The following is a 23,154-nucleotide window of genomic DNA, read 5'->3' on the forward strand; positions in this document are numbered from 1 at the left end:
CAGGGCGGGCAAGGAGCGCGGCCTCACGCCGTCACAAGCCGTGACCGAGCTGATTCAGCGGTGGCCTGCCGGGAGGCATACGCATCTCGTGCAGGGCTCCCTCGCCCAGGCGAAGAGCCTCCGTGACATGCGCGAACTCGCCGGCCACTTCAACACCGATCGTACGAGGAAGGCGGCCGCCAGCTCCCTCTTCGGTCTCGCCATCGGCGACGCCATGGGCTATCCGACCGAGTTCCTCAATATGGAGCAGATCACGGCCACGTTCGGCCCCTGGACCGAGATGGGCCTGCCGCTCTCCGCGGGCGATGTGGCCCGGGTGACCGACGACACCCAGATGGCGCTGGCGGTCGGCGAGGCCCTGGTGGAGGCCGCGGGCGCCCCCCGCGAGGGGCACGGTCCGCGCGAGGCCGCCGCCGCCCTCACCCCGTACAGCGTCGAAGTGGCCCTCCGGAAGCACTTCGGCGCCTGGCTGCACAGCCCCGACAACAACCGCGCCCCCGGGGGGACGTGTCTCAGGGCCTGCGCCGACCTCGAACGCGGGATGCGCTGGCAGGACGCCACCGTCATCGGCTCCAAGGGCTGCGGCGCCAATATGCGGGTCACCCCCGTCGGGCTGATCCCCGCCCTCGGTGTCGAGCAGCGCGCGGGTATCGCCCAGTTGCAGGCCGCGCTCACCCACGGCCATCCCACGGCGCTCGCGGCGAGCGATCTGACGTCGCACGCCACCTGGCTCCTCGCCCACCGGTGCCCGCTCGGTGATCTGCTCCCCGAGCTTCGCGCGTACGCCCAGCGGTACCGCACCACGTATCACGGCGACTGGCTGGGCGACCTCGCCGCCAAGGCGGACGCGGCGGACCCCGCGGCGTTCATCGCCTTCGGCTGGGACGAGACTCTGCGCGCCCTCGACAGGGCGGCCGACGCGCTGCGGGTCAAGGACATCGAGCGCGACCCGTCCGAGGCCGTGGGCGCCGGATGGATTGCCGAGGAAGCGCTGGCCACGGCCCTGTACTGCCTGCTCGTCGACAAGTACGACGGCCATCCCCGCTCGGTGGTCATGCGGGCCTCGCACTCGTCCGGCGACTCGGACTCCATCGCCGCCCTGGCCGGCGCCTTCGCCGGAGCCAAGCGCGGCGGCACGTCCTGGCCCCCGGAGTGGCGCGAGGCCATCGAGTACAAGGACCGCATCAGCGCCGTCGCCGCGGTCTGGGACGCCGTCGACTGACCTGGTCGGAGAGAGAAAGAATGATGTCGGTTCCGGACCCGGCGGACCCCGCCCGGCGCGCCACCGCCTGGCTGGAAGGGACGTACGGCGGACTCGTCGAACTCGCCGCGCCGCGCCCCGTCTGCGAGACGGACACGGCGTGGCTGATGGCCTGCCGCACCCTGGCCCAGCCGGGCTTTCCGCGCACCCCCATGCTCGCGTCCTCCGTCGTCGTCCCCAAGATCGGCGGCCATCCCTTCCATCCGGCCCCGAACGACCCGTTCGCGGATCTCCAGCCGGTGCCGCCGCCGGCGGCGGCCGAGCGGATCACGGGCCAGAGCCGGAGGATCAACGCCCGCGGGTGCGTCGCCGCCGTCCACACCGTGATCGACGGGTTCCCGTCGCGCCCCGTGCAGTGGCAGCCGGGGCACGAGGCGCCCGGCTGGTGGACCAGGCTGCGCCGCCGGCACTTCCCCGGCTTCGAGCAGCTGGCGGTGGACGGCTGGCACGACGTCGTCCGGGCCGTCGAGGAGCCGGGGCCCGACACCCGCGGGCTGGTCTGGGTGCGGCGCGCGATGGGCGGTCACGAGATATCGGGCCATCTGATCTATGTGCAGAACCTCCGGGGGCGGGCCGTCTTCCTCGACGCGCTCACCGCCTCACTCGCCCGGCTCGACACCCATTGGGTGCGCGATGTGGTGCTCGTACGGAGACTCCCCGGCGAGACGGGTCGGACCGTGGACCACACCTGAAGTGGCCCACGGCCCGCCCGTGGTGTGTACCGGCCCCGCCCGGACTCCTGGCCGGGAACCGGGAGGAGTCTACGAGGGCGGCTCGCCGTCCGTGAGGTAGTTGTGCAGACCGGGAATGGTCAGTGTGCCGCCGAACTGACCCGCCTGCCTGACCGTCACATCCGTGAAGACGGCGTACGGGATGTTCAGCGGCGGCGGGGTCTCGGGGCTGAAGGTGACCGGGATGATGCCGAACAGATCGCCCGTCAGCTCCTCCGTGTACATGGTCACCGTGCCGTCGCGGATCGTCGAGACGGAGTCCGCGCGCGCGGCGACATGCATCGTGCGGCCCATCGTCGACACCGTCGACTGGTGCAGATCCTTGATGTCGAGGCTCGACGCCGTGAACTTCAGGACGGGCTTGAGTTCGCCGCCGCCGGTACGGACCCGCACGATGCCGTGGTAGTCGAGCCCTCTGAGGGTGAGCTTGGTGCTCCGCAGGGTCCACGGGTCGTCCGGCAGGCCCGGGATGCCCTGCTCCTCCTGTGCCGCCGCGAGCGCCTCCGGGTCGGCCTCGGGGCACGGGAAGCGGGGCACGGCACCGGCGGGGATGCTCTCGTCCTTCCCGGGGCCGAGCCCCTTGGCGTCCTCGTCCAGCTCCGCCACCTCGGCGCCGACCCGGCGGGCGGCCTCCTCGATGGACTTCTTCGTACGGTCCGCCGCGCCGCCGTCCTCCGTACCCTCGGCGGGCTTCTTCGCGGTCCGCTTCCCGGTATCCGTCGCGGGCTTCTGCCGCTGGGGCGGCCTCGCGGTCTCCGTGGCCGTCGGTTTGGGGGCGGGGACCGGGGTCTTCTCGGCGTCGTCGTCGGAGTCGGGGTCACGGTCGTCGTCGGAATCGGGGACGTCGTCGTCGGGGTCGAGACCGAGCAGATCCTCCAGCGCGTCGCCGAGACCCAGCGGATCCAGCGGGTTGTACGTCTTCCCGGAGCCCGGCTTCGCGGACGGCGGCGCGGACTCGCCCCGGACGGCCGGTTCCGCCGCGGACGTCGTCTCACCGGAGGAGGCGTCGGAGGGGGCGTCGGTATCGGGGCGCTGTACGTCGCCGGAGTCGCCCTCGCCGGCTCCCGCGGGCTCGTCGGACTCGCCGGGCCCCGGGTCCGGGGAGCGCGAGGGCGACGTGGTGTCCGTGGGCTTCGGGGTCCCGGAGGGGCCGGGAGACGCCTTCAGCTCGGCCGGGGGCTCGTCGGAGCGGGTCACACAGGGCCCGGGGGCGAACGGCGGGGCCTTGTCGTCGGCTATCGCGAGCCGCGGTGTGAGACCCATGCCCATCAGGACCGCGGTCGGCATGGCCGCGAGAGCGATGACCTTCCCCGTCGGCGTCTGGAGCTTGCTCAGGAGTGACTTGCGGGGGGCGGCGTGCCGGGGACCCTTGCGGCCGCGGGGGCCGTCGGACCCGGCCGTACCCGGCGGCGTGTCGTCACCCTGCACTGTTCCTCCCGCCATCGGATTCGGTGGTGGTGGTCTCCCGGGGCACCTCCGTCTTCTCCATGGAGACGGGCGGCAGCGCCGGTTCGGCCGACACGGCCGGGGCGGCGGGGACAGCGGGGGCGGGCGCCGTCGCGGCGCCTCTGACCTCGGGTTCGGCCGACGCGTCCCGGGGCGGAACGGGTTCACCCGGCGCCCAGGAGACCGAGAGCGCGCCACCCACCAGGGCGAGGACGAAGCCCATCAGGAAGCCGCCCATATTGGCGACCGGGAGGGAGACCAGCGCCAGCAGGATCGCGGCGATCCCGGCGAACACCCGGACGATGTGGTGGAACCACATCGTGAACCCGAGGGTGACCAGCAGCACGCCGATGATCAGCGACGCCGCCCCCGCCGTGGTCGACAGGGAGAGGGTGACATGACCGAGCTTGAAGGTCGCATAGGGGATATAGGCGATCGGTACGCCGCCGAGCATGGTGAACAGCCCCGCCCAGAACGGACGTTGCCATCGCCACTCACGGAACCGCCGCCGGAGGACGCGAAGGACGTGCTCGTTCTGCCCGGTGGCCATGGAGTCGGCGCTCATGGAAAAACAGCTCCCTGGAACTGGTGTTGCCGGTGGTGAGTCGGGCGGGCGGTCACAGCCGCACCGGTGTCACCGCCCGCCCGGGAGAGTGTCCGCCTAGAAGCACTCGACTCCGGGACCGGAGCCCTTCTTGATCCTCATCTCCAGACCGCCGAGCGTGAAGGTCCCGGCCGTGGTGGCCCACGCCCGCTGCTCCACACCCGTGAGAACGGCACCGTCCGCCTGCTGGGCGAACCCGTTGGGCTGGATCTCGTCCTTGATCTGAGGGCCCTTGCCCACGTCTCCGCCGTCATCGGTGTGCTTGGCGGCGATACCGATGTCGATATTGGTGAACTTGGCGTCGCCCTTCAGCTCCGAGACGTCCAGATAGAGGTTCTCGGCCCGGACGGACTTGTCGCCGTATCCCGCCTTCAGCTCCAGCGTGAACGTCCCCAGGAACGGCACCTTGGTGACGACCGACTGACACATGTCCTCGATCGTCGCGGACTTGAAGGTCGAGATCATGACCGGCCGCCTGATCGTCTCGTCCCCGTCGGCCTCCGCGTAAGCGTCGACCGTGCCCCCGTACTGAGAGAATCCCTTGCCGTCGAGATACCCGGCCCTGACCTTGAACTCCTGGCCCGACACCGCGAAGGACGCCGCGAGCGCCCCCTGCGCCAGGCCGACACCGATCGCGGCCGTCGCGGCCACACTCGGCACCATGACTATGGCGAACCGCTTCCATCTGGTTCCGCCACGAGCCACAGACTCCATGACTGTTCCTCCTTCTCGGACGTACCACCCCGGACAAGAACGGCGTACGCCCGCCCGGAGATGGGAGAAGTGCTACGTCCTCGGGGAGGAGAGCGCCCGCGGCCCCGGGCGCGTACCGCGTCCGGAACACCGGCGATCACCCCCGAGCGACAACCACTGATCGCACCTGACACGTCAGGTGCGACCTCGGTTCGGACAGGCCCTGTCGTACGACAGGAACCCCCCTGTCCGCGTCCGGCGTTGTCACCGGCCGGCCCGGTGGGGACCCAGAAACCGCGGGGGCACGGCGGCAACCGGGCCGGTGCGATAGTGGACCGAGCGTGGCCGATCGTGGTGCATTCCAGGCCCGGACACAAGGGGCTTGGTTACTGGTCAGTAATGTAGTACCGGTCACCGCCGCGCCACAGCGCCGCGGACGACCACCCAGGGTGCGGCGACCCCGGACGCCAGAAGGGGCGATACTCCCCGAAAGCCCACCGAACAGGGCCGGGTCGAGGTGGTTGATTTACTGCGAGTAACAGGGCCCCGCTTTACCAAGATTTGGCAAAACGCCGCCGCGCCTGATCGCTTCCGAACACCTCGTGATCACACCGCCGAACCCGTGCCGCGAACCGTCACGTCCGGCCGCCGCCGACCGGCCGCCGACCGCCGGACAGAGCCCGGCGGCCGGTCGTGACACCACCTCAGAACAGGACGCGCGCCAGCGCGGAACGGGCCGCGGTGACCCGGGGATCGTCCGCCCCGATCACCTCGAAGAGCTCCAGCAGACGGACGCGCGCGGTGTCCCGCTCCTCACCCGCGGTCCGCCGGACCGTCTCGATCAGCCGTCCGAAGGCGTCCTCGACATGCCCCCCGACCAGATCGAGATCGGCCGCCGCGACCTGGGCGGCGACATCGCCGGGGCGGGCCGCCGCGTCCTGCCGCACCCGCTGCGGGTCGAGGTCCTTGACCCGGCCCAGCAGATCCGCCTGGGCCAGACCCAGCTTGGCCTCCGTATTGCCCGGATCGTCCGAGAGGACGTTCCGGTACGCCCGCACCGCGCCCGCGAAGTCGCCCGCGTCCAGCGCCTCGACGGCCGCCGCCAGCAGGGAGTCGTACGGTCCCGGCGGCGCGACCCGCTCCTCCGGGGCCGCGCCGTCGGCGTCCGGGTCCACGGTGATCCCGGTCAGCCCGAACCGCTGCTCGGCGACCTCGATCAGCTGGTCCAGCGTGGCCCGGATCTGCTCCTCGGGCGCCGCGCCCTGGAACAGCGGCAGGGCCTGGCCCGCGACCACGGCGAAGACCGCCGGGATGCCCTGGATGCCGAACTGCTGCATCAGCGTCTGGTTGGCGTCGACATCGATCTTGGCGAGGACGAAACGGCCGTTGTACTCCACGGCCAGCCGCTCCAGCAGCGGACCGAGCTGCTTGCAGGGCTGGCACCACTCGGCCCAGAAGTCGAGGACGACCGGTACCTCGGCGGACCGCTGCACGATCTCGCGCTCGAAGCCCGCCTCGTCGACGTCGATCACCAGATCGGAGGGGGAGGCGGCCGCGACGCCGCCCTGGCGTGCGGCCTCGGCACGGGCCTGCTCCGCCTTGGCCTTGGCCTCGTTGGCCGCCTTCACCGCTGCGAGGTCGACGACGCCGCTCATGGACATGTTCCTAGGCTGCATGGGTACATCCTCCCCCCTTCGCGCGCGCAAGTGAAAAGCACGGTGCGAAATCCCCGCGGAGCCGGTCCGGAACGGCGCGAACGAGCGGGCCCGGACGAGCACGCCCGGACGACCGGGCCCGGACGACCGGGCCCGGAGGGAGGCCGTACGGCTCAGAAGCCCGGCGGCTCCGTATAGGTCCCCCACTCGTCCCGCAGCACCCCGCAGATCTCGCCGAGCGTCGCCTCCGCGCGGACCGCGTCCAGCATCGGGACGATCATGTTGGAGCCGTCCCGGGCCGCCGTCAGCATCGCCGCAAGCGACGACCGCACCCGGGCGTCGTCCCGCCGGCCGCGCCGCTCGGCCAGCACCCTGACCTGCTCGCGCTCCACCTCGTGGCTGACCCGCAGGATCTCCAGATCGCCGGTGACGGAGCCCTCGTGGACATTGACGCCGACGACCCGTTTGTCCCCCTTCTCCAGCGACCGCTGGTAGCGGAAGGCGGACTCCGCGATCTCCCCGGTGAACCAGCCGTCCTCGATCCCGCGCAGGATCCCCGAGGTCATCGGTCCGATCGGATGGACCCCGTCCGGGTGCGCCCGGCGGCCCCGCTCCCGGATCTGCTCGAAGATCCGCTCCGCGTCGGCCTCGATCCGGTCGGTGAGCTGCTCCACGTACCAGGAGCCGCCGAGCGGGTCGGCGACATTGGCGACGCCGGTCTCCTCCATCAGCACCTGCTGGGTGCGCAGGGCGATCTCGGCGGCCCGCTCGCTCGGCAGCGCGAGGGTCTCGTCGAGGGCGTTGGTGTGCAGGGACTGGGTGCCGCCGAGGACCGCCGAGAGGGCCTCGACCGCGGTCCGTACGACGTTGTTGTACGGCTGCTGCGCGGTGAGCGAGACACCCGCGGTCTGGGTGTGGAAGCGGAGCCACTGGGCCTTGTCGGTCCGCGCGCCGTACACCTCCCGCATCCAGCGGGCCCAGATCCGGCGGGCGGCCCGGAACTTGGCGATCTCCTCGAAGAAGTCGAGATGGGCGTCGAAGAAGAAGGAGAGTCCGGGCGCGAAGACGTCCACGTCGAGGCCGCGGCTCAGCCCCAGCTCGACATAGCCGAAGCCGTCGGCGAGCGTGTACGCCAGCTCCTGCGCGGCCGTCGACCCGGCCTCGCGGATGTGGTAGCCGGAGACGGAGAGCGGCTTGTAGGCGGGGATGCCGGCCGCGCAGTGCTCCATCAGGTCCCCGATGAGACGCAGATGCGGCTCGGGCTCGAAGAGCCACTCCTTCTGGGCGATGTACTCCTTGAAGATGTCCGTCTGGAGCGTGCCGTTCAGGACGGCCGGGTCGACGCCCTGGCGCTCCGCGGCGACGAGGTACATACAGAAGACGGGGACGGCGGGGCCGCTGATCGTCATCGAGGTGGTGACGTCGCCGAGGGGGATGTCCCGGAACAGGACCTCCATATCGGCGGCGGAGTCGATGGCGACACCGCAGTGGCCGACCTCGCCGAGGGAGCGGGGGTCGTCGGAGTCGCGGCCCATCAGGGTCGGCATGTCGAACGCGACGGAGAGCCCGCCGCCGCCCGCGGCCAGGATCATCCGGTAGCGCTCGTTCGTCTGCTCGGCGTTCCCGAACCCCGCGAACTGGCGGATGGTCCAGGTCCGGCCGCGGTAACCGGTCGGATGGAGCCCCCGGGTGTACGGGTACTCCCCCGGCCAGCCGATGCGCTCGAATCCCTCGTACGTGTCGCCGGGGCGCGGCCCGTAGACCGGCTCGACCGGGTCGCCCGAGAGCGTCGTGAAGTCCGCGTCGCGCTTGCGGGCCGCGTCGTAGCGGGCCTGCCAGCGCCGGCGGCCCTCGTCAATGGCGTCAGCGTCCATGACACCAATTTACTAGGACGTCCAAGTAAATGTCGATGGACGAACGCCGTACGAGGGATCCGCACGGCGTTCGGGTGAATCCGGCCCCCGGACCTCCGGGGGCGAGCCCTACGCCCTGGCCGGCTCGGGGGCGGTGCCGTCGATGAGGGCCTGGGTCTCCCGGCTGATCTTCGGCTCGACGAAGAAGGAGGCCACGGGGATGCATCCGGCGGCCAGCACCCACAGGAGCTTGCCGAAGGGCCACTTCGCCTTGGAGCCCAGATCGAAGGCGAAGATCACATAGACGATGAAGAGGACACCGTGGATCTGCGAGATCACCATGGTGTCGCCGGTCTCGAAGCCGTACTTCAGCACGATGGCGCCGGTGAAGACCAGAAGCCAGACGGCGGTGATGTACGCCATCACCCGGTAGCGGGTCAGCACGGTTTGTTTCATGGCGCCGAGCCTAACGGGGCGCGGATACCACCTCGCGGCCGGGGGTGTCCAGCCCCGGGCGTGCGCCGGGGGCGTGGAGGCGCGGGACCGGGCCCCGGGAGCGCCCGGGGCATCACGCCTCGTCGAAGTCCTCGGCCGCGACGCGCAGCGGCCTCAGCATGGCGAAGATCTCCGCGCACTCCTCGGCGTCGTAGGCGCCGAGACCGAAGTCCATGGCCATCAGATCGCGGGTGGCGGCCTCGACGACCTCCCGCCCCTTGCCGGTGATCGACGCCAGGGTGCCGCGGCCGTCGTTGGGGTTGGGGCGCTTGGCCACCAGACCGGACCTGACCAGGCGGTCGACCGTGTTGGTGACGGAGGTGGGGTGGACCATCAGCCGCTCCCCGATCTTGGACATCGGCAGCTCACCGGCCTTGGAGAAGGTGAGCAGCACCAGCGCCTCGTAGCGGGCGAAGGTGAGTCCGTACGGCTTCACCACGGCGTCGACCTCGGCGAGCAGGATCTGCTGGGCCCGCATGATGGAGGTGATCGCGGCCATCGACGGCACCGGCCCCCAGCGCTGCCGCCACAGCTCGTCGGCGCGGGCGATGGGGTCGAAGGAGAGGCTGAGCGGCTTGGACACGGCCCGACCCTATCGAGTGACCGCCGCGGCGTGAGGCCCGTCTCGCCCTTCGAACCCCCGGGGACGGAGAACGGGCCGCCCGCCGCGTCGGGAACGCGGTGGACGGCCCGTGTCCGGACGGCTCAGGCCGTGTTGACGGTGCCCTCGCGGCGGGCGCGGGAGGCGATCACCTCGTCGTCGGCGGCCCGCTTCAGCTTGCGCTCCGCGACGAAGCCGCCGAGCGGCAGCACGGAGAGGACGAAGTACAGGGCGGCGGTCTTGAAGTCCCACTTCGTCCGGTTCCAGGCATCCGCCCAGAAGAGGACGTAGATGATGAAGAGGATGCCGTGGATCATGCCGAGGGCGGGCACCGCGTTGAAGTCCGTCGTGCGCTTGAGCACCGACGCGATGATCAGCAGGACGAAGGAGACGGCCTCCGGTGCCGAGACGAGCCGGAGGCGGTGGAGGGACGAGGCGGTCTTGATGTCCACGGCTGGTGCACCTTTGACGTTAGACGATCTTGTGAACGCGCTCACAAGCGCAGCCCCCATTCTGACAGCCGTTTTGCCGAAGCTTTGTCCGGGGTGCCCTTCGGGCCGTCGTGATCCTGCCCACGGACCTGTTCCCGCCCCGCCGGTCCCGGTTACCTTCGGCTGGTGGCAACCTTCCGGCTCCAGGGGAGCAAGGTGCTCGCGGTCGACCTGACCGACGACACCGTCAAGGCGAAGAACGGGTCGATGGTCGCGTACGACGGCCGGATGGCCTTCAAGAAGCTGTCCGGCGGCGGCGAGGGCATCCGGGGCATGGTGACCCGCCGCCTCACCGGCGAGCAGATGACGCTGATGGAGGTGAAGGGGCAGGGCACCTGCTTCTTCGCCGACCGCGCGTCGGAGATCAACCTGGTCTCCCTCACCGGGGACAAGCTCTATGTCGAGTCCAGCAATCTGCTGGCCGTGGACGGCGGGCTGCGGACGGGCACCAGCTTCACCGGGATGCGCGGCGGCGCCTCCGGCAACGGCCTCTTCACCACCACCGTCGAGGGCACCGGCCGGGCCGCGATCATGTCGGACGGCCAGGCGGTGGTGCTCCGGGTCACCCCGCAGTACCCCCTCTCGGTCGACCCGGGCGCCTACGTGGCCCACCAGGGCGATCTGCGCCAGAACTTCCAGTCCGGGGTCACCTTCCGCACCCTGATGGGCGAGGGCGGCGGTGAGGCGTTCCAGATCCGCTTCGAGGGCGACGGCCTCGTCTACGTCCAGCCGAGCGAGCGGAACACGATAGGCGGGGAGGTCTGATGACGTTCCGCGAGATCAACTCCAGGATGGTCGAGGCGACCGTCGTCCCCGGACAGCGCCTCTTCAGCCAGCGCGGCGCGATGATCGCGTACCGCGGTGACGTTTCCTTCACCCCCAGCACCACCGGCGGTTCCGGCGGTATCGGCTCGATGATCGGCCGCCGGGTGGCGGGCGAGGCCACGCCGCTGATGACCGTCGAGGGCGGCGGCACGGTGCTCTTCGGGCACGGCGGCCACCACATCCAGGTGATCGGGCTGACCGGCGACACGCTCTATGTGGAGGCGGACCGGCTGCTCGCCTTCGACGGCACGCTGGAGCAGGGGACGATGTTCCTCGGCTCCCAGGGCGGTGTGATGGGCGTGGTCCGCGGCCAGGTCACCGGGCAGGGCCTGTTCACCACGACCCTGCGCGGCCAGGGCTCGGTCGCGGTGATGGCGCACGGCGGGGTGATCGAGCTGCCGATCGTCCCGGGCCGCCCGGTCCATGTGGACCCCCAGGCGTACGTGGCCCACCACGGCGACGTACGCAACCAGCTCTCCACGGCCCTCGGCTGGCGGGACATGGTCGGCCGCGGTTCGGGCGAGGCGTTCCAGCTGGAGCTGAGCGGCAGCGGCGCGGTCTACGTACAGGCATCGGAGGAGAAGCTGTGACCGGACCCGAAGGACTGCTGGTCCATGATCCGACGACCCTGCCGGGCGACGACAACGTCAACCCGTACACCTTCTGTGTGGAGTTGAAGGGGAGCCAGTGGTTCCTCCAGAAGGGGAAGATGATCGCCTATTACGGGCGGATCGACTTCAACGGCATCGGCCACGGCCGGCTCGACCGGCTGCTGCGGACCTCCTTCCACTCGCCGCTGCACGCGGCGGACTGGGTGGTGGCCGAGGGCAGCGGGAAGATGCTGCTCGCGGACCGGGCGTTCGACGTCAACTCCTACGACCTCGACGAGGGCAATCTGACGATCCGCGCCGGGAATCTGCTGGCCTACCAGCCGTCGCTGGCGCTGAAGCAGTCCATCGTGCCGGGGTTCCTCACCCTGATCGGGACGGGGAAGTTCGTGGCGGCCTCCAACGGGCCCGTGGTCTTCATGGAGCCACCGCTTCGGGTGGATCCGCAGGCCCTGGTCGGCTGGGCCGACTGCCCCTCGCCCTGCCACCACTACGACCACGGCTATATGACCGGGGTCATGGGCGGCGTACGGGCGCTGACCGGGATCGGCGGGACCTCGGGCGAGGAGCACCAGTTCGAGTTCGTGGGGGCCGGGACCGTACTGCTCCAGTCGACCGAGACCCTGCTGCCGGAGACGGCGACGGGGGCGCCTCCGGCACAGGCCGGGGTACCGGGCGGACACGGTGGGGGTCAGGGGCAGCACGGCCAGACACCGCGCCTGCCCGGCCAGCTGGGGGACCTCCAGCGCCGTTTCGGCCTGTGACCGGGGACCCCCGGCGGGTGACGAGGGGCGGTCCGCGCCCCTCGCGCCCTGCGTACACTGCGCAGTCCCACGGGTGGTCGTACGGGTGGTCACACGACTGGTCACGGTACGGCCGACGACGTACGGGGCGCCCGGCGTCCCGCGTGTCGCGCGTCACACCCCCGCGGACCTCAGGAACCCCCCAAACTAGTCCGCCTTTCAACTTTTTTAGGTAGAATCCATCTATGGAGACCGAGACGGCCACCCGCTGGCTCACCGACGACGAACAGCTCACCTGGCGTGCGCACCTCGACGTCAGCCGACTGCTGATGCACCAGCTCGAAAAGGACCTCCAGCCGTTCGGCCTGACGAACAACGACTACGAGATCCTGGTCAACCTCTCCGAATCGCCCGAACTGCGGATGCGGATGAGCGATCTCGCCGCCGCCACCCTCCAGTCCAAGAGCCGGCTCTCCCATCAGATCACCCGGATGGAGACCTCGGGACTGGTCCGCCGGGAGAACTGCGAGTCGGACCGGCGCGGACTGTACGCGGTCCTCACCGACCACGGCATGGAGACCATGCGGAAGGTCGCCCCGTACCACGTGGCGTCCGTCCGCCGGCACTTCATCGATCTGATGACCCCGGAGGCGCTGGCCGATCTGCGGGAGTCCCTGACGCCCGTGGCCGAGCATCTGCGCGGCCACCGCGGCAAGGCCTGACCGGCCGGAGCGACGACGACGGCGCGCCCCGGTTCCGTACCCCCGCACACCACCGGTGGTACGGAACCGGGGCGCGCCGTCTTCCGTACGACTGCCCGCGCCGCGCGCGTCACGCCGCGGGGAGCCGCAGCACGAACAGCGCGCCGCCCTCGGGCGAGCCGCCCACCGTCAGCGTCCCGTCGTGCCGCCGGGCCACGTCCCGCGCGATGGCGAGCCCGAGACCGGCGCCGCCCTCGTCCCGGCTCCGCGCGTCGTCGAGCCGGACGAACCGCTCGAAGATCCGCTCCCGCTCGTCCGCCGGCACCCCCGACCCGTCGTCCCCGACGGCGAGCACCGCGTCCGCGCCCTCCCGGCGCACCGACACCGTCACCGCCCCGGCCGCGTGCCGCTGCGCGTTGTCCAGCAGATTGCCCAGCACCCGGGCGAGCTGGCCGGGCGAGCCCAGCACCTCCACACCCTCCTCGGCGGCCACCGTGACCGGCACCCGGTCGGCCGTGCCGCGCTGCGACAGCTGCTCCCGCGTCAGGGCCGCCAGATCCAGCCGGGACCGCCCCGGCCGCTCCCCCGCGTCGAGCCGGGCGAGCAGCAGCAGATCGGCCGCGAGCTGTTGCAGCCGTACGGTGTCGGCCACCGCGCCCGGCACGTCCAGCAGCCCGGGGTGGGCCTCGCCCACCTCCAGCTGGGTCCGCAGGGACGCGATGGGACTGCGGAGTTCGTGCGAGGCGTCGGCGACGAACCGCCGCTGCCGCTCCACGGACGCCTCCAGCGCCGCGAGGGTCTCGTTGGTGGTCCGCGCCAGCCGGGCGACCTCGTCCCGGGTGCCGGGCTCCGGCACCCGCCGGGACAGATCCTCGGACGCGGTGATCGCCGCCATCTCGGTCCTGATGTCCTCCACGGGCCGCAGCGCCCGCCGGGTCACCAGCCAGGTCACGGAGCCGACCACGACCAGGAGCACCGGGAGGCCGACCAGCATGGCCTCGCGTACCGACTCCACGGCGTCCCGTTCGACGGTCAGCGGCGCGCCCGCGTACACGGTCACGCTCCGGCCGTCGCCGGTGGTCGCCTCCACGGCGGCGAAGCGGTACGCGGCGGTGTCGCCGTCCACGGTCGCGTCGCCGCGGCTGAACCGGGGCTCACCGCCCGCCACATGGCCGCGTTCGGGGTCGTCGGGGTCGTTCTCGTCGCTGTCGTCACCGGTCCCGTCGCCGGTGGGCCGCGGTTCGGGCGTCACATCGGCGCTGCCGGTCCCGGAGATCCGCTCCAGGTCCTTGCTGACGGCGACCGTCCTGCCGTCCTCGTCGACGACCTGCACCGGCCGGTCCTCCGTCGAGGGGACGGTGATCGGCCCGCCGTCGGCGCCGGCCGCGATCCGCGACGCGACCTCCCGGGCGGTGACCTCGGCCTGGAGTTCGGCCTGGTCCGTCAGATAGGCCCGGAGGACCATCAGCACGGCGAACCCGGCCGCCACCAGGGCGACGGCGACGACGGCCGTGGCGCCGATGGTCGTCTTGGCGCGTACGGATCTCATCGCGGCGCCACCAGCCGGTAGCCCGCGCCGCGTACGGTCTCGATGTAGTGGGCGCCCAGTTTGCGGCGGAGCGCGCTGATGTAGACCTCGATGATGTTCGGGTCGCCGTCGTAGGCGAAGTCCCAGACGTGTTCGAGGATCTGCGCCTTGCTGACGACGTCGCCGGCGCGGATCGCGAGCTGTTCGAGCACGGCGAACTCCTTCGCCGTGAGGGCGATCTCCCGCTCGGCGCTGAAGACGCGGCGGGCCGCGGTCTCCACCACCAGATCGCCGACGGTGAGCCGCGGGGACGCCCCGCCGCCGCGGCCCCGGCGGCGCAGCAGGGCCTTGATCCTGGCGGTCAGGACGACATAGGAGAACGGCTTGGTCAGATAGTCGTCGGCGCCGGTGTCGAGCCCCTCGGCCTCGTCGTACTCGCCGTCCTTGGCGGTCAGCATCAGGATCGGTACGTCGTTCCCGGCGGCGCGCAGGGCGCCGCAGACCCGGTAGCCGTTCATCCCCGGCAGCATGATGTCGAGGATCAGCAGGTCGTAGCCGCCGTCGGAGGCCCGGTGGAGTCCCTCCAGACCGTCGTGCACGACATCGACGGCATAGCCCTCGGCGGTCAGTCCCCTGGCGAGGGAGAGCGCGAGGCGCCTCTCGTCCTCCACGATCAGCAAACGCATGGACACAGGGTCGCAAACCCGAGCTGAAGAAGGCTTCAGGTGGCTTCAGCAAGCCTTCAGGGTCACCCGGCCACATTGGTGGACGTCAAGCCAGAGACGACCGACGGGAACCCCATGAAGCGCAAGATCGTCATCGCCACCGCCGTGGCCGCCCTGATGGCGGGCGGCACGTTCACGGCCTTCGCCGCGTCCGGCTCCTCCGACGACGGCACCCCGCCCGCCGCGAAGATCTCGGTGGCCGAGGCGTCCGACGCCGCCCTCGCGAAGGTGCCCGGCACGGTGAAGTCCGCCGACCGCGACGACGACGGCAAGGGCGACTGGGAGATCGAGATCCGTACGTCCGACGGTACGGAGCGCGAGGTCACGGTGGACGCGCAGTCGGGCGAGGCCAGGATCGACGCCGCCGACGCCGACGACTCCACGGACGACAAGGACGACGACCGGGACGACCGCGACGACCGCTCCGACGACGCGGACGACCGTGACGGCCGCGACGACGACCGTTCCGACGACCGCTCGGACGACGCGGCGGCTGCCGCGGCCGCGAAGACCACCGCGGGGCAGGCCACGGACGCGGCGCTGAAGCTCCACCCCGGCAAGGTGACGGACGTCGAGTTCGACGACGACCGCTGGGAGGTCGAGGTCCGCGGCGCCGACGGCAAGTCCTACGAGGTCGCGGTCGACGCGACGACCGCCAAGGCCGCGAGCCTCGGGCTCCGCTAAGGGTCTCCCCGGGGTGCCCGCGCCCCTCTGATGACCGGATGATCCGGGCATCCAGGGGCGCGGGGTACTGCGCGACAAGCCACGACGCGGTCGCACCCGGCGAACCAGGTACAGGCACCGCCTCGAAATCCGCATTCCATCCAGCCGGGTGAGGCCCGTAGGCGACTTCCCACGGTGGTGAGTTGCTCGCGCAGTTCCTCGCGCCCCTGGATACCAAGCTCGTCGCTCCCGGAGACTTCCTGGGTCACCCCGCAAGGCCGGGAACAGGAAGCTCCAGGGGCGCGGGGAATTGCGGCACGGCGAGCCACGGACGGGTCACGGCCGCGGACGGGGCCGGGCTTCCCGCCCGCGGGGTCACTCCGTGAGGGTCTCCAGGAGGGCGTCGGCCGCGCGGTAGGGGTCGAGGGCGCCGGCGACCACGCGCTCCGCGAGCGCGCCCAGCCTGCGGTCGCCGTGCAGGTCCGCGATGCGCGCCCGCAGGGCCGTGACCGCGATGGTCTCCACCTCGCCCGCCGCCCGCCGCAGCCGCCGCTCCGCGAGGACGCCGTGCTCCTCCAGCCACGCCCGGTGCTTGTCGAGCGCGGCGACGACCTCGTCGATGCCCTCGCCGCGCGCCGCCACGGTCTTCACGATCGGCGGGCGCCAGTCCCCCGGCGCGCGGGCCTCGCCGAGGCCGAGCATGTGGTTCAGCTCGCGCGCGGTCGCGTCCGCCCCGTCCCGGTCGGCCTTGTTGACCACGTACACGTCGCCGATCTCCAGGATTCCCGCCTTCGCGGCCTGGATGCCGTCGCCCATCCCGGGCGCCAGCAGCACCACCGACGTATCGGCCTGCGCGGCGATCTCCACCTCGGACTGGCCGACGCCGACGGTCTCCACGAGGATCACGTCGCAGCCCGCCGCGTCCAGGACCCGTACGGCCTGCGGCGCGGCCCAGGCGAGCCCCCCGAGATGGCCGCGGGTGGCCATGGAGCGGATGTAGACCCCGGGGTCGGAGGCGTGGTCCGACATCCGGACCCGATCCCCGAGGAGCGCGCCGCCGGAGAACGGCGACGACGGGTCGACGGCCAGCACCCCGACCCGCCGCCCGGTTCGGCGGTACGCGCTCACCAGCGCGGACGTCGTGGTGGACTTGCCGACCCCGGGCGAACCGGTCAGCCCCACGACATACGCGTTGCCGGTGAGCGGCGCGAGCGCGGCCATCACCTCCCGCAGCTGGGGTGACGCCCCCTCCACGAGGGAGATCAGCCGGGCGACGGCGCGCGGCTGCCCCGCCCGCGCCCGTTCGACCAGATCGGGGACGTCCACCATGGCCCAGCTCCTCCGCACCCGCGCGGCCCGCGCCGCGTCCGCCACTTCCACCACCGCCACCGGGGGCGCGCGCCCGGGTCCGTACGCCCCTGGCACGCACCGTGCGACTACTCGCCGGCGTCGATCCCCGGCACCCGGAGGATCAGCGCGTCGCCCTGGCCGCCGCCGCCGCACAGCGCCGCCGCCCCCGTGCCGCCGCCGCGGCGGCGGAGTTCCAGCGCGAGGTGGAGGACGATCCGCGCGCCGGACATCCCGATCGGATGCCCCAGCGCGATCGCCCCGCCGTTGACGTTCACCTTTTCCGGGGATACACCGAGGTCCTTCATGGACTGCACGGCGACCGCCGCGAACGCCTCGTTGATCTCGATCAGATCGAGGTCGCCGACGGTGATGCCCTCCTTGCCCACGGCGTGTTCGATGGCGTTGGAGGGCTGGGACTGGAGGGAGTTGTCGGGCCCGGCGACATTGCCGTGCGCGCCGATCTCCGCGAGCCACGACAGGCCAAGCTCCTCCGCCTTGGCCCGGCTCATCACGACCACGGCGGCCGCGCCGTCGGAGATCTGCGAGGCCGTGCCCGCGGTGATGGTGCCGTCGGCGGCGAAGGCGGGCCGCAGCCGGGCCAGGTTCTCCACCGTGGTCTCGGCCCGGATGCCCTCGTCCTTCTCGAAGATCACCGGGTCGCCCTTGCGCTGCGGGATCTCCACCGGGGCGATCTCGGCGTCGAAGAGGCCGTTCTTCTGCGCGGCGGCGGCCCGCTGGTGCGAGGCGGCGGCGAAGGCGTCCTGCTCGGGGCGGCCGATCCCGAGGCGGGTGTTGTGCTTCTCGGTGGACTCCCCCATCGCGATCTGCTCGAAGGCGTCGGTCAGGCCGTCGTGCGCCATCGCGTCGAGCATCTCGACCGCGCCGTACTTGAAGCCCTGGCGGGACTTGGGCAGCAGATGGGGCGCGTTGGTCATGGATTCCTGGCCGCCCGCGACGACGATGTCGAACTCGCCCGCGCGGATCAGCTGGTCCGCGAGGGCGATCGCGTCGAGCCCGGAGAGACAGACCTTGTTGATCGTGAGCGCCGGAACGCTCATGGGGATGCCGGCCTTGACCGCGGCCTGGCGGGCCGGGATCTGTCCGGCGCCGGCCTGGAGCACCTGCCCCATGATCACGTACTGCACCTGGTCGGGGCCGATCCCGGCCCGGTCGAGGGCCGCCTTGATCGCGAAGCCTCCGAGGTCGGCTCCGGAGAAGGACTTGAGCGAGCCGAGCAGCCGTCCCATGGGCGTGCGCGCGCCCGCGACGATCACCGTGGTGTTACCGGTCGTTCCTGACATGGGCAACGATCCCTTCCGGCTCGGACGCCGAGGAGTGAACGAGGGTTTACTTCAAATGTACTGACCGGTTCGCCCCCGGGTCACGACGCGCCCCGTGTGACGGCGCGCACCTTGCGCAACCGGGAGCCAACCGCTCCACTGGTCCCATGCTGACGCGTATCGATCACATCGGGATCGCCTGCTCGGACCTCGACGCGACCGTCGAGTTCTACCGGTCCACGTACGGCTTCGAGGTCTTCCACTCGGAGGTCAACGAGGAGCAGGGGGTACGGGAGGCCATGCTGAGGATCAACGAGACCTCCGACGGAGGCGCCTCCTACATCCAGCTCCTCCAGCCCATCCGCGACGACTCCCCGGTCGGGAAGTGGCTGGCCAAGAACGGCGAGGGAGTCCATCACATCGCCTTCGGCACGGCCGACGTGGACGGCGACGCCGAGGCGATCCGCGGCAAGGGGGTCCGGGTGCTGTACGAGGAGCCGCGCCGCGGCTCGATGGGTTCCCGGATCACGTTCCTGCACCCCAAGGACTGCCACGGCGTACTGACCGAACTCGTCACCTCCGCAACGGAGCACTGACCCGAAGGATTCCCGGCCCGGTAGAGTGGGCTGTTCCGGGCCGGGGCCGGGTCGGGGCCGCGACGCGTCCTCTCATATTGTTCTGTCACCATTCCCCGGGGGCCGTTCGCCGGGCGAGCGGTGTTTGTGCGGGAGATGTTGCGACCAGGGGACGGATGGGACCGCGTAGTGCGGGGCTACGAACGCCAGGAGAGCCACCGAGCTGACGACGACGTCCTCTCGCGGTTCGAAGCCGAGATGGACCGGCTGAAGACCGAGCGGGAGAAGGCCGTCCAGCACGCCGAGGACCTCGGCTACCAGGTCGAGGTGTTGCGCGCCAAGCTCCACGAGGCACGCCGCGGTCTGGCGGCCCGTCCCGCCTACGACAACCCCGACCTCGGCTATCAGGCCGAGCAGATGCTGCGGAACGCCCAGGCCCAGGTCGACCAGATGCGGTCGGACGCCGAGCGCGAACTGCGGGACGTCAGGGCCCAGGCGCAGCGGCTCCTTCAGGAGCACGCCGAGCAGCAGGCCAGGCTCCAGGCGGAGCTGCACACGGAGGCCAATCAGCGGCGCCAGCGGCTCGACCAGGAGCTGGCCGAGCGCCGCCAGACCGTCGAGGCGCACGTCAACGAGAACGTGGCCTGGGCCGAGCAGTTGCGAGCCCGTACGGAGTCCCAGGCGCGGCGGCTGATGGACGAGTCCCGCGCGGCGTCCGAGCAGTCCCTGGCGCAGGCCAGGGCGGAGGCCAAGCGGCTGACGGACGAGGCCCGTTCACGGCTCGGCGCGGAGGCCGACGCGACCCGTACGGAGGCCGAGGCGCTGCTGCACCGGGCCCGCCGGGACGCCGAGCGGATGCTGAGTACGGCGTCCGCCCAGGCGCAGGAGGCCACCGGCCACGCCGAGCGGCTGCGTTCGTCGACGTCGGCCGAGTCGGAGCTGGCGCGGCAGCAGGCGGCTGAGCTGACCCGGGCCGCCGAGCAGCGGCTCGCGGAGGCCGATGAGCGGCTGCGGGCGTCGCGTGCCGACGCGGAGCGACTGGTCGCCGAGGCCAAGGAGTCGGCGGCCCGGGAGCAGACGACCGCGGAGTCGGTCAACGAGCAGCGGACCCGTACCGCGAAGGCGGAGATCGCCCGTCTGGTGGCCGAGGCGACCACCGAGGCGGAGGCGGCGAAGGCCGAGGCCGAGCAGGTACTGGCCGATGCCCGTTCGGAGTCCGAGAAGCGGCTGGCGGAGGCCGCGGAGAAGGCGAAGACGATCGCGGCCGAGGACGCGGCCGCGGCGATCGCGAAGGCCGCCCGGGATGCCGAGGAGGTGCTCACCAAGGCGTCCGACGACGCCCGGGAGACCACCCGCAAGGCCGCCGAAGAGGCGGAGCGGATCCGCCGGGAGGCGGCGGCCGAGGGCGAGCGGCTGCGCGGTGAGGCGGCGGAGCAGGCCGACGACATCAAGGGCGCGGCCAAGGACGACACCAAGGAGTACCGCGCCCGGACGGTCGAACTCCAGGAGGAGGCCCGGCGGCTGCGCGGCGAGGCCGAGCAGCTGCGGTCCGAGGCGGTCGCCGAGGGCGAGCGGCTCCGTACCGAGGCCCGCCGGGAGGCGGTACAGCAGATCGAGGAGGCGGCGTCGACCGCCGAGGAGCTGCTGACGAAGGCCCGGTCGGACGCCGACGAGCTGCGGTCGGGCGCGAGCGGCGAGAGCGAGCGGATCCGTACCGAGGCGATCGAGCGGGCGACGACCCTGCGCCGCCAGGCCGAGGAGACGCTGGAGCGCACCCGCGCGGAGGCCGAGCGGCTGCGGGTGGAGACCGAGGAGCAGGCGGACGCCATGCGCGCCGCCGCCGAACAGGCCGCCGACGCGCTGCGCGAGGAGGCCGAGCGGACCACGGCGGCCCGCCAGGAGGAGGCGTCCGCGGCGCTGGCCCGGCTGCATGCCGAGGCGGAGGCCCGGATCGGGGCCGCGGAGACGGCGCTGACGGACGCCAGGGCCGAGGGCGAGCGGCTGCGGCGTGAGGCCGTGGAGGAGACCGACCGGCTGCGGGCGGAGACGGCGGAGCGGATCCGGAACCTGCAGGAGCAGGCGGACGGGGAGGCGGACCGGCTGCGCAACGAGGCCGCGGCGGACGCGGCGACGGCCCGCGCGGAGGGCGAGAACATCGCGGTACGGCTCCGCGGGGACGCGGCGGCCGAGGCGGAGCGGCTGAAGACGGAGGCGCGGGAGACCTCGGACCGGCTGCGGTCCGAGGCGGCGGCCGCCGCCGACCGGGTGGGCGCCGAGGCGCAGGAGGCCCTCGCCGCGGCCCAGGAGGAGGCCGTACGGCGTCGCCGCGAGGCCGAGGACACCCTGGGGACCGCGCGGGACGAGGCCGAGCGGGAGCGGGAGCGGGCGCGGGAGCAGAGCGAGGAGCTGCTGGCGTCGGCGCGCAAGCGGGTCGAGGAGGCGCAGTCCGAGGCGCAGGCGCTGACGGAGGACGCCGACCGGCGGGCCACGGAGACGGTCTCGGCGGCCGAGCAGAACGCCAAGCAGGTCAGGGACGCGGTCGCGGGGCTGCACGAGCAGGCCGACGAGGAGATCGCGGGGCTGCGGTCGGCGGCCGAGCACGCGGCGGAGCGGACCCGTACCGAGGCGCAGGACGAGGCCGACCGGCTGCGGGCGGACGCGCACGCCGCGGTGGAGCGCGCCACCGAGGACGCGGCCCGGCTGCGGGAGCGCGCCCAGACGGAGACGGACGCGGCGAACGCGCTGGCGGAGCGGACGGTCAACGACGCGATCGCCGAGTCGGAGCGGCTGCGCACGGACTCCGCGGAGTACGCGCAGCGGATGCGGACGGAAGCGTCCGACGCGGTCGCGACGGCCGAGCAGGACGCGGCGCGGACCCGGGCGGACGCCCGGGACGACGCCAACCGGATCCGTTCGGAGGCGGCGGCGCAGGCGGACCGGCTGATCGGCGAGGCGGCGTCGGAGGGCGACCGGATCCGCGCCGAGGCGCAGACGGTGCTCGACGAGGCGCGGGCGACGGCCGACAAGCGGCGGGCGGACGCGGCGTCGCAGGCCGACCAGTTGCTGGTGGAGGCCCGGGGGGACGCGGAGCGGATGCGGGCCGAGGCGGCGGAGACCGTGGGCGCGGCGCAGCAGGCCGCGGAGCGGATCCGTACCGAGGCGCAGAAGACGAAGTCGGACGCGGACGCGGCGGCGGAGCGGATGCGCTCCGAGGCGCGGACGGTGGCGGACCGTACCGTCGACGAGGCCAGGGACGCCGCGGCGAAGCGCCGCAGGGACGCGGCCGAGCAGGCGGACCAGCTGGTCGACAAGGCCCAGGACGAGGCGCTGCGTTCGGCGCTGGAGGCCGAGAAGCAGGCCGACGCGATGGTCGGGGCGGCTCGCAAGGAGGCGGAGCGGCTGGTCTCCGACGCGACCGTGGAGGGCAACTCGTTGGTGGAGCGGGCCAGGGCGGACGCGGACGAGCTGCTCGTCGGCGCGCGCCGGGACGCCACCGCGATAAGGGACCGGTCGGACGAGCTGCGGGTCAGGGCCGAGTCCGAGGTCGAGGAGTTGCACGAGCGGGCCCGCCGGGAGACGTCCGAGCAGATGAAGGTCGCCGGCGAGCGGGTGGACCATCTGGTGAAGGCGGCGACGGAGCAGCGCAACGAGTCGGCGGAGAAGGCGAAGGAGCTGCTGTCGGAGGCGACGTCCGAGGCGAGCCGGGTCCGGATCGCGGCCGTGAAGAAGGCGGAGGGTCTCCTGAAGGAGGCCGAGGCGAAGAAGGCCGGGCTCATCCGCGAGGGGGAGCAGATCAGGTCCGAGGCCGAGTCGGAGGCCCGCCGGCTGGTCGGCGACGGCAAACGCGATCTGGACGTCCTGGTGCGGCGGCGCGAGGACATCCAGGCGGAGATCTCCCGGGTCCAGGACGTGCTGGAGGCGCTGGAGTCCTTCGAGGCGCCCGGCGGCGACAAGGTGCCGAAACCCGGCGCCGGTTCGGGCGACGCCAAGAACGGCGGTTCCCCAGGGGGCGTCAGAGCGGGCGCCTCGGCGGGAGTTACCCGATCCGGCGGCAAGTCTTCACGGTCCTAGGGCGTGTCTTGTGGATCAGGCCGGATCAGGGAGCGGGGTCTGGTGCCGTGGATCGCAAGGCGGAGGAAGGAGTCCACGCGGAGCGTCGACGACTGACGACAACGCGGCGAGGCGCGGTACCAGGGCACGCGAGCCCGGCAAGGTCCACAAGACACGCCCTGGGCACTCAAAAGACTGCATATTCTCCAGATCAAACCCGTATCCGCTCGATGACACACCGCTTCGGCCCCTAGGATTCCCCCTATCACCTCACCG

General features: G+C 72.1%; 21 protein-coding genes. 9 read left to right on the forward strand and 12 right to left on the reverse strand.

All coding sequences use genetic code 11. From position 1 onward, the window contains the following. Positions 1–127: 127 nt before the first annotated feature. Positions 128–1,222 (forward strand): ADP-ribosylglycohydrolase family protein, encoded by a 1,095-nt coding sequence (locus ACFXG1_RS14250; protein ID WP_384717137.1) that lies wholly within the window; start codon positions 128–130, stop codon positions 1,220–1,222. Positions 1,223–1,242: 20 nt separating this feature from the next. Beyond that, positions 1,243–1,953, forward strand: coding sequence for a toxin glutamine deamidase domain-containing protein (locus tag ACFXG1_RS14255; protein WP_384742512.1), 711 nt, complete (start codon positions 1,243–1,245; stop codon positions 1,951–1,953). Between the two features lie 69 nt (positions 1,954–2,022). On the opposite strand, the gene ACFXG1_RS14260 is transcribed toward ACFXG1_RS14255, so the two are convergent. From ACFXG1_RS14260 to ACFXG1_RS14295, 8 genes are all read right to left on the reverse strand, one after another. Then, a complete protein-coding gene (locus ACFXG1_RS14260; protein ID WP_384742514.1) occupies positions 2,023–3,420 on the reverse strand; it encodes a hypothetical protein in 1,398 nt (465 codons plus the stop codon). Continuing rightward, positions 3,410–4,003 (reverse strand): DUF6114 domain-containing protein, encoded by a 594-nt coding sequence (locus ACFXG1_RS14265; protein ID WP_384718154.1) that lies wholly within the window; start codon positions 4,001–4,003, stop codon positions 3,410–3,412. The genes ACFXG1_RS14260 and ACFXG1_RS14265 overlap by 11 nt, the downstream gene beginning before the upstream one ends. Before the next feature lie 96 nt (positions 4,004–4,099). Then, on the reverse strand, positions 4,100–4,756 hold the full coding sequence (locus tag ACFXG1_RS14270) for a DUF6230 family protein (protein WP_384718156.1): 657 nt from the start codon (positions 4,754–4,756) through the stop codon (positions 4,100–4,102). Positions 4,757–5,439: 683 nt separating this feature from the next. Continuing rightward, positions 5,440–6,411 carry a tetratricopeptide repeat protein gene (locus tag ACFXG1_RS14275; RefSeq protein ID WP_384718158.1) on the reverse strand — a complete coding sequence of 324 codons (972 nt, stop codon included), beginning with the start codon at positions 6,409–6,411 and terminating at the stop codon, positions 5,440–5,442. Between the two features lie 152 nt (positions 6,412–6,563). After that, positions 6,564–8,264 (reverse strand): methylmalonyl-CoA mutase, encoded by a 1,701-nt coding sequence (locus ACFXG1_RS14280; protein ID WP_384718160.1) that lies wholly within the window; start codon positions 8,262–8,264, stop codon positions 6,564–6,566. A gap of 108 nt (positions 8,265–8,372) precedes the next feature. Further along, a complete protein-coding gene (locus tag ACFXG1_RS14285; protein WP_384718162.1) occupies positions 8,373–8,699 on the reverse strand; it encodes a DUF3817 domain-containing protein in 327 nt (108 codons plus the stop codon). 112 nt (positions 8,700–8,811) lie between these two features. Further along, positions 8,812–9,321, reverse strand: coding sequence for a MarR family winged helix-turn-helix transcriptional regulator (locus tag ACFXG1_RS14290; protein WP_384742520.1), 510 nt, complete (start codon positions 9,319–9,321; stop codon positions 8,812–8,814). 122 nt (positions 9,322–9,443) lie between these two features. After that, entirely contained in the window at positions 9,444–9,791 is a 348-nt protein-coding gene (locus ACFXG1_RS14295; RefSeq protein WP_384713434.1) for a DUF3817 domain-containing protein, read from the reverse strand. 165 nt (positions 9,792–9,956) lie between these two features. On the opposite strand from ACFXG1_RS14295, the gene ACFXG1_RS14300 reads away from it, so the two are divergent. The 4 genes from ACFXG1_RS14300 to ACFXG1_RS14315 all read left to right on the forward strand — a co-directional run bounded on the left by ACFXG1_RS14300 (position 9,957) and on the right by ACFXG1_RS14315 (position 12,728). Continuing rightward, positions 9,957–10,595 carry an AIM24 family protein gene (locus ACFXG1_RS14300; protein WP_384713431.1) on the forward strand — a complete coding sequence of 213 codons (639 nt, stop codon included), beginning with the start codon at positions 9,957–9,959 and terminating at the stop codon, positions 10,593–10,595. Further along, a complete protein-coding gene (locus ACFXG1_RS14305; protein WP_384713428.1) occupies positions 10,595–11,245 on the forward strand; it encodes an AIM24 family protein in 651 nt (216 codons plus the stop codon). The genes ACFXG1_RS14300 and ACFXG1_RS14305 overlap by 1 nt, the downstream gene beginning before the upstream one ends. Beyond that, positions 11,242–12,027 (forward strand): AIM24 family protein, encoded by a 786-nt coding sequence (locus ACFXG1_RS14310; RefSeq protein ID WP_384713425.1) that lies wholly within the window; start codon positions 11,242–11,244, stop codon positions 12,025–12,027. The genes ACFXG1_RS14305 and ACFXG1_RS14310 overlap by 4 nt, the downstream gene beginning before the upstream one ends. A gap of 224 nt (positions 12,028–12,251) precedes the next feature. Next, entirely contained in the window at positions 12,252–12,728 is a 477-nt protein-coding gene (locus ACFXG1_RS14315; protein WP_384713422.1) for a MarR family winged helix-turn-helix transcriptional regulator, read from the forward strand. Between the two features lie 109 nt (positions 12,729–12,837). On the opposite strand, the gene ACFXG1_RS14320 is transcribed toward ACFXG1_RS14315, so the two are convergent. Next, positions 12,838–14,256, reverse strand: a complete 1,419-nt coding sequence (locus ACFXG1_RS14320; RefSeq protein WP_384742524.1) for a sensor histidine kinase — start codon at positions 14,254–14,256, stop codon at positions 12,838–12,840. Further along, complete coding sequence (locus ACFXG1_RS14325; RefSeq protein ID WP_384742527.1) at positions 14,253–14,921, reverse strand: response regulator transcription factor; 669 nt, start codon at positions 14,919–14,921, stop codon at positions 14,253–14,255. The genes ACFXG1_RS14320 and ACFXG1_RS14325 overlap by 4 nt, the downstream gene beginning before the upstream one ends. A 114-nt stretch (positions 14,922–15,035) precedes the next feature. Between ACFXG1_RS14325 and ACFXG1_RS14330 the strand changes: the two genes are divergently transcribed. Next, positions 15,036–15,644, forward strand: a complete 609-nt coding sequence (locus tag ACFXG1_RS14330; RefSeq protein ID WP_384713412.1) for a PepSY domain-containing protein — start codon at positions 15,036–15,038, stop codon at positions 15,642–15,644. A gap of 354 nt (positions 15,645–15,998) precedes the next feature. On the opposite strand, the gene meaB is transcribed toward ACFXG1_RS14330, so the two are convergent. Further along, positions 15,999–16,952: a methylmalonyl Co-A mutase-associated GTPase MeaB gene (gene meaB, locus ACFXG1_RS14335; RefSeq protein ID WP_384713410.1), complete on the reverse strand. Its 954-nt coding sequence runs from the start codon at positions 16,950–16,952 to the stop codon at positions 15,999–16,001. A 107-nt stretch (positions 16,953–17,059) separates the two neighbouring features. Further along, positions 17,060–18,274 (reverse strand): acetyl-CoA C-acetyltransferase, encoded by a 1,215-nt coding sequence (locus ACFXG1_RS14340; RefSeq protein WP_384742530.1) that lies wholly within the window; start codon positions 18,272–18,274, stop codon positions 17,060–17,062. 146 nt (positions 18,275–18,420) lie between these two features. On the opposite strand from ACFXG1_RS14340, the gene mce reads away from it, so the two are divergent. Continuing rightward, complete coding sequence (gene mce / locus ACFXG1_RS14345; RefSeq protein WP_384713404.1) at positions 18,421–18,849, forward strand: methylmalonyl-CoA epimerase; 429 nt, start codon at positions 18,421–18,423, stop codon at positions 18,847–18,849. Between the two features lie 168 nt (positions 18,850–19,017). After that, positions 19,018–22,899, forward strand: coding sequence for a polarized growth protein Scy (gene scy / locus ACFXG1_RS14350; RefSeq protein WP_384742535.1), 3,882 nt, complete (start codon positions 19,018–19,020; stop codon positions 22,897–22,899). Positions 22,900–23,154 lie beyond the last annotated feature (255 nt).

Origin of the sequence: Streptomyces sp. NPDC059248, assembly GCF_042753905.1 — a bacterium.
Lineage (GTDB): Bacteria > Actinomycetota > Actinomycetes > Streptomycetales > Streptomycetaceae > Streptomyces.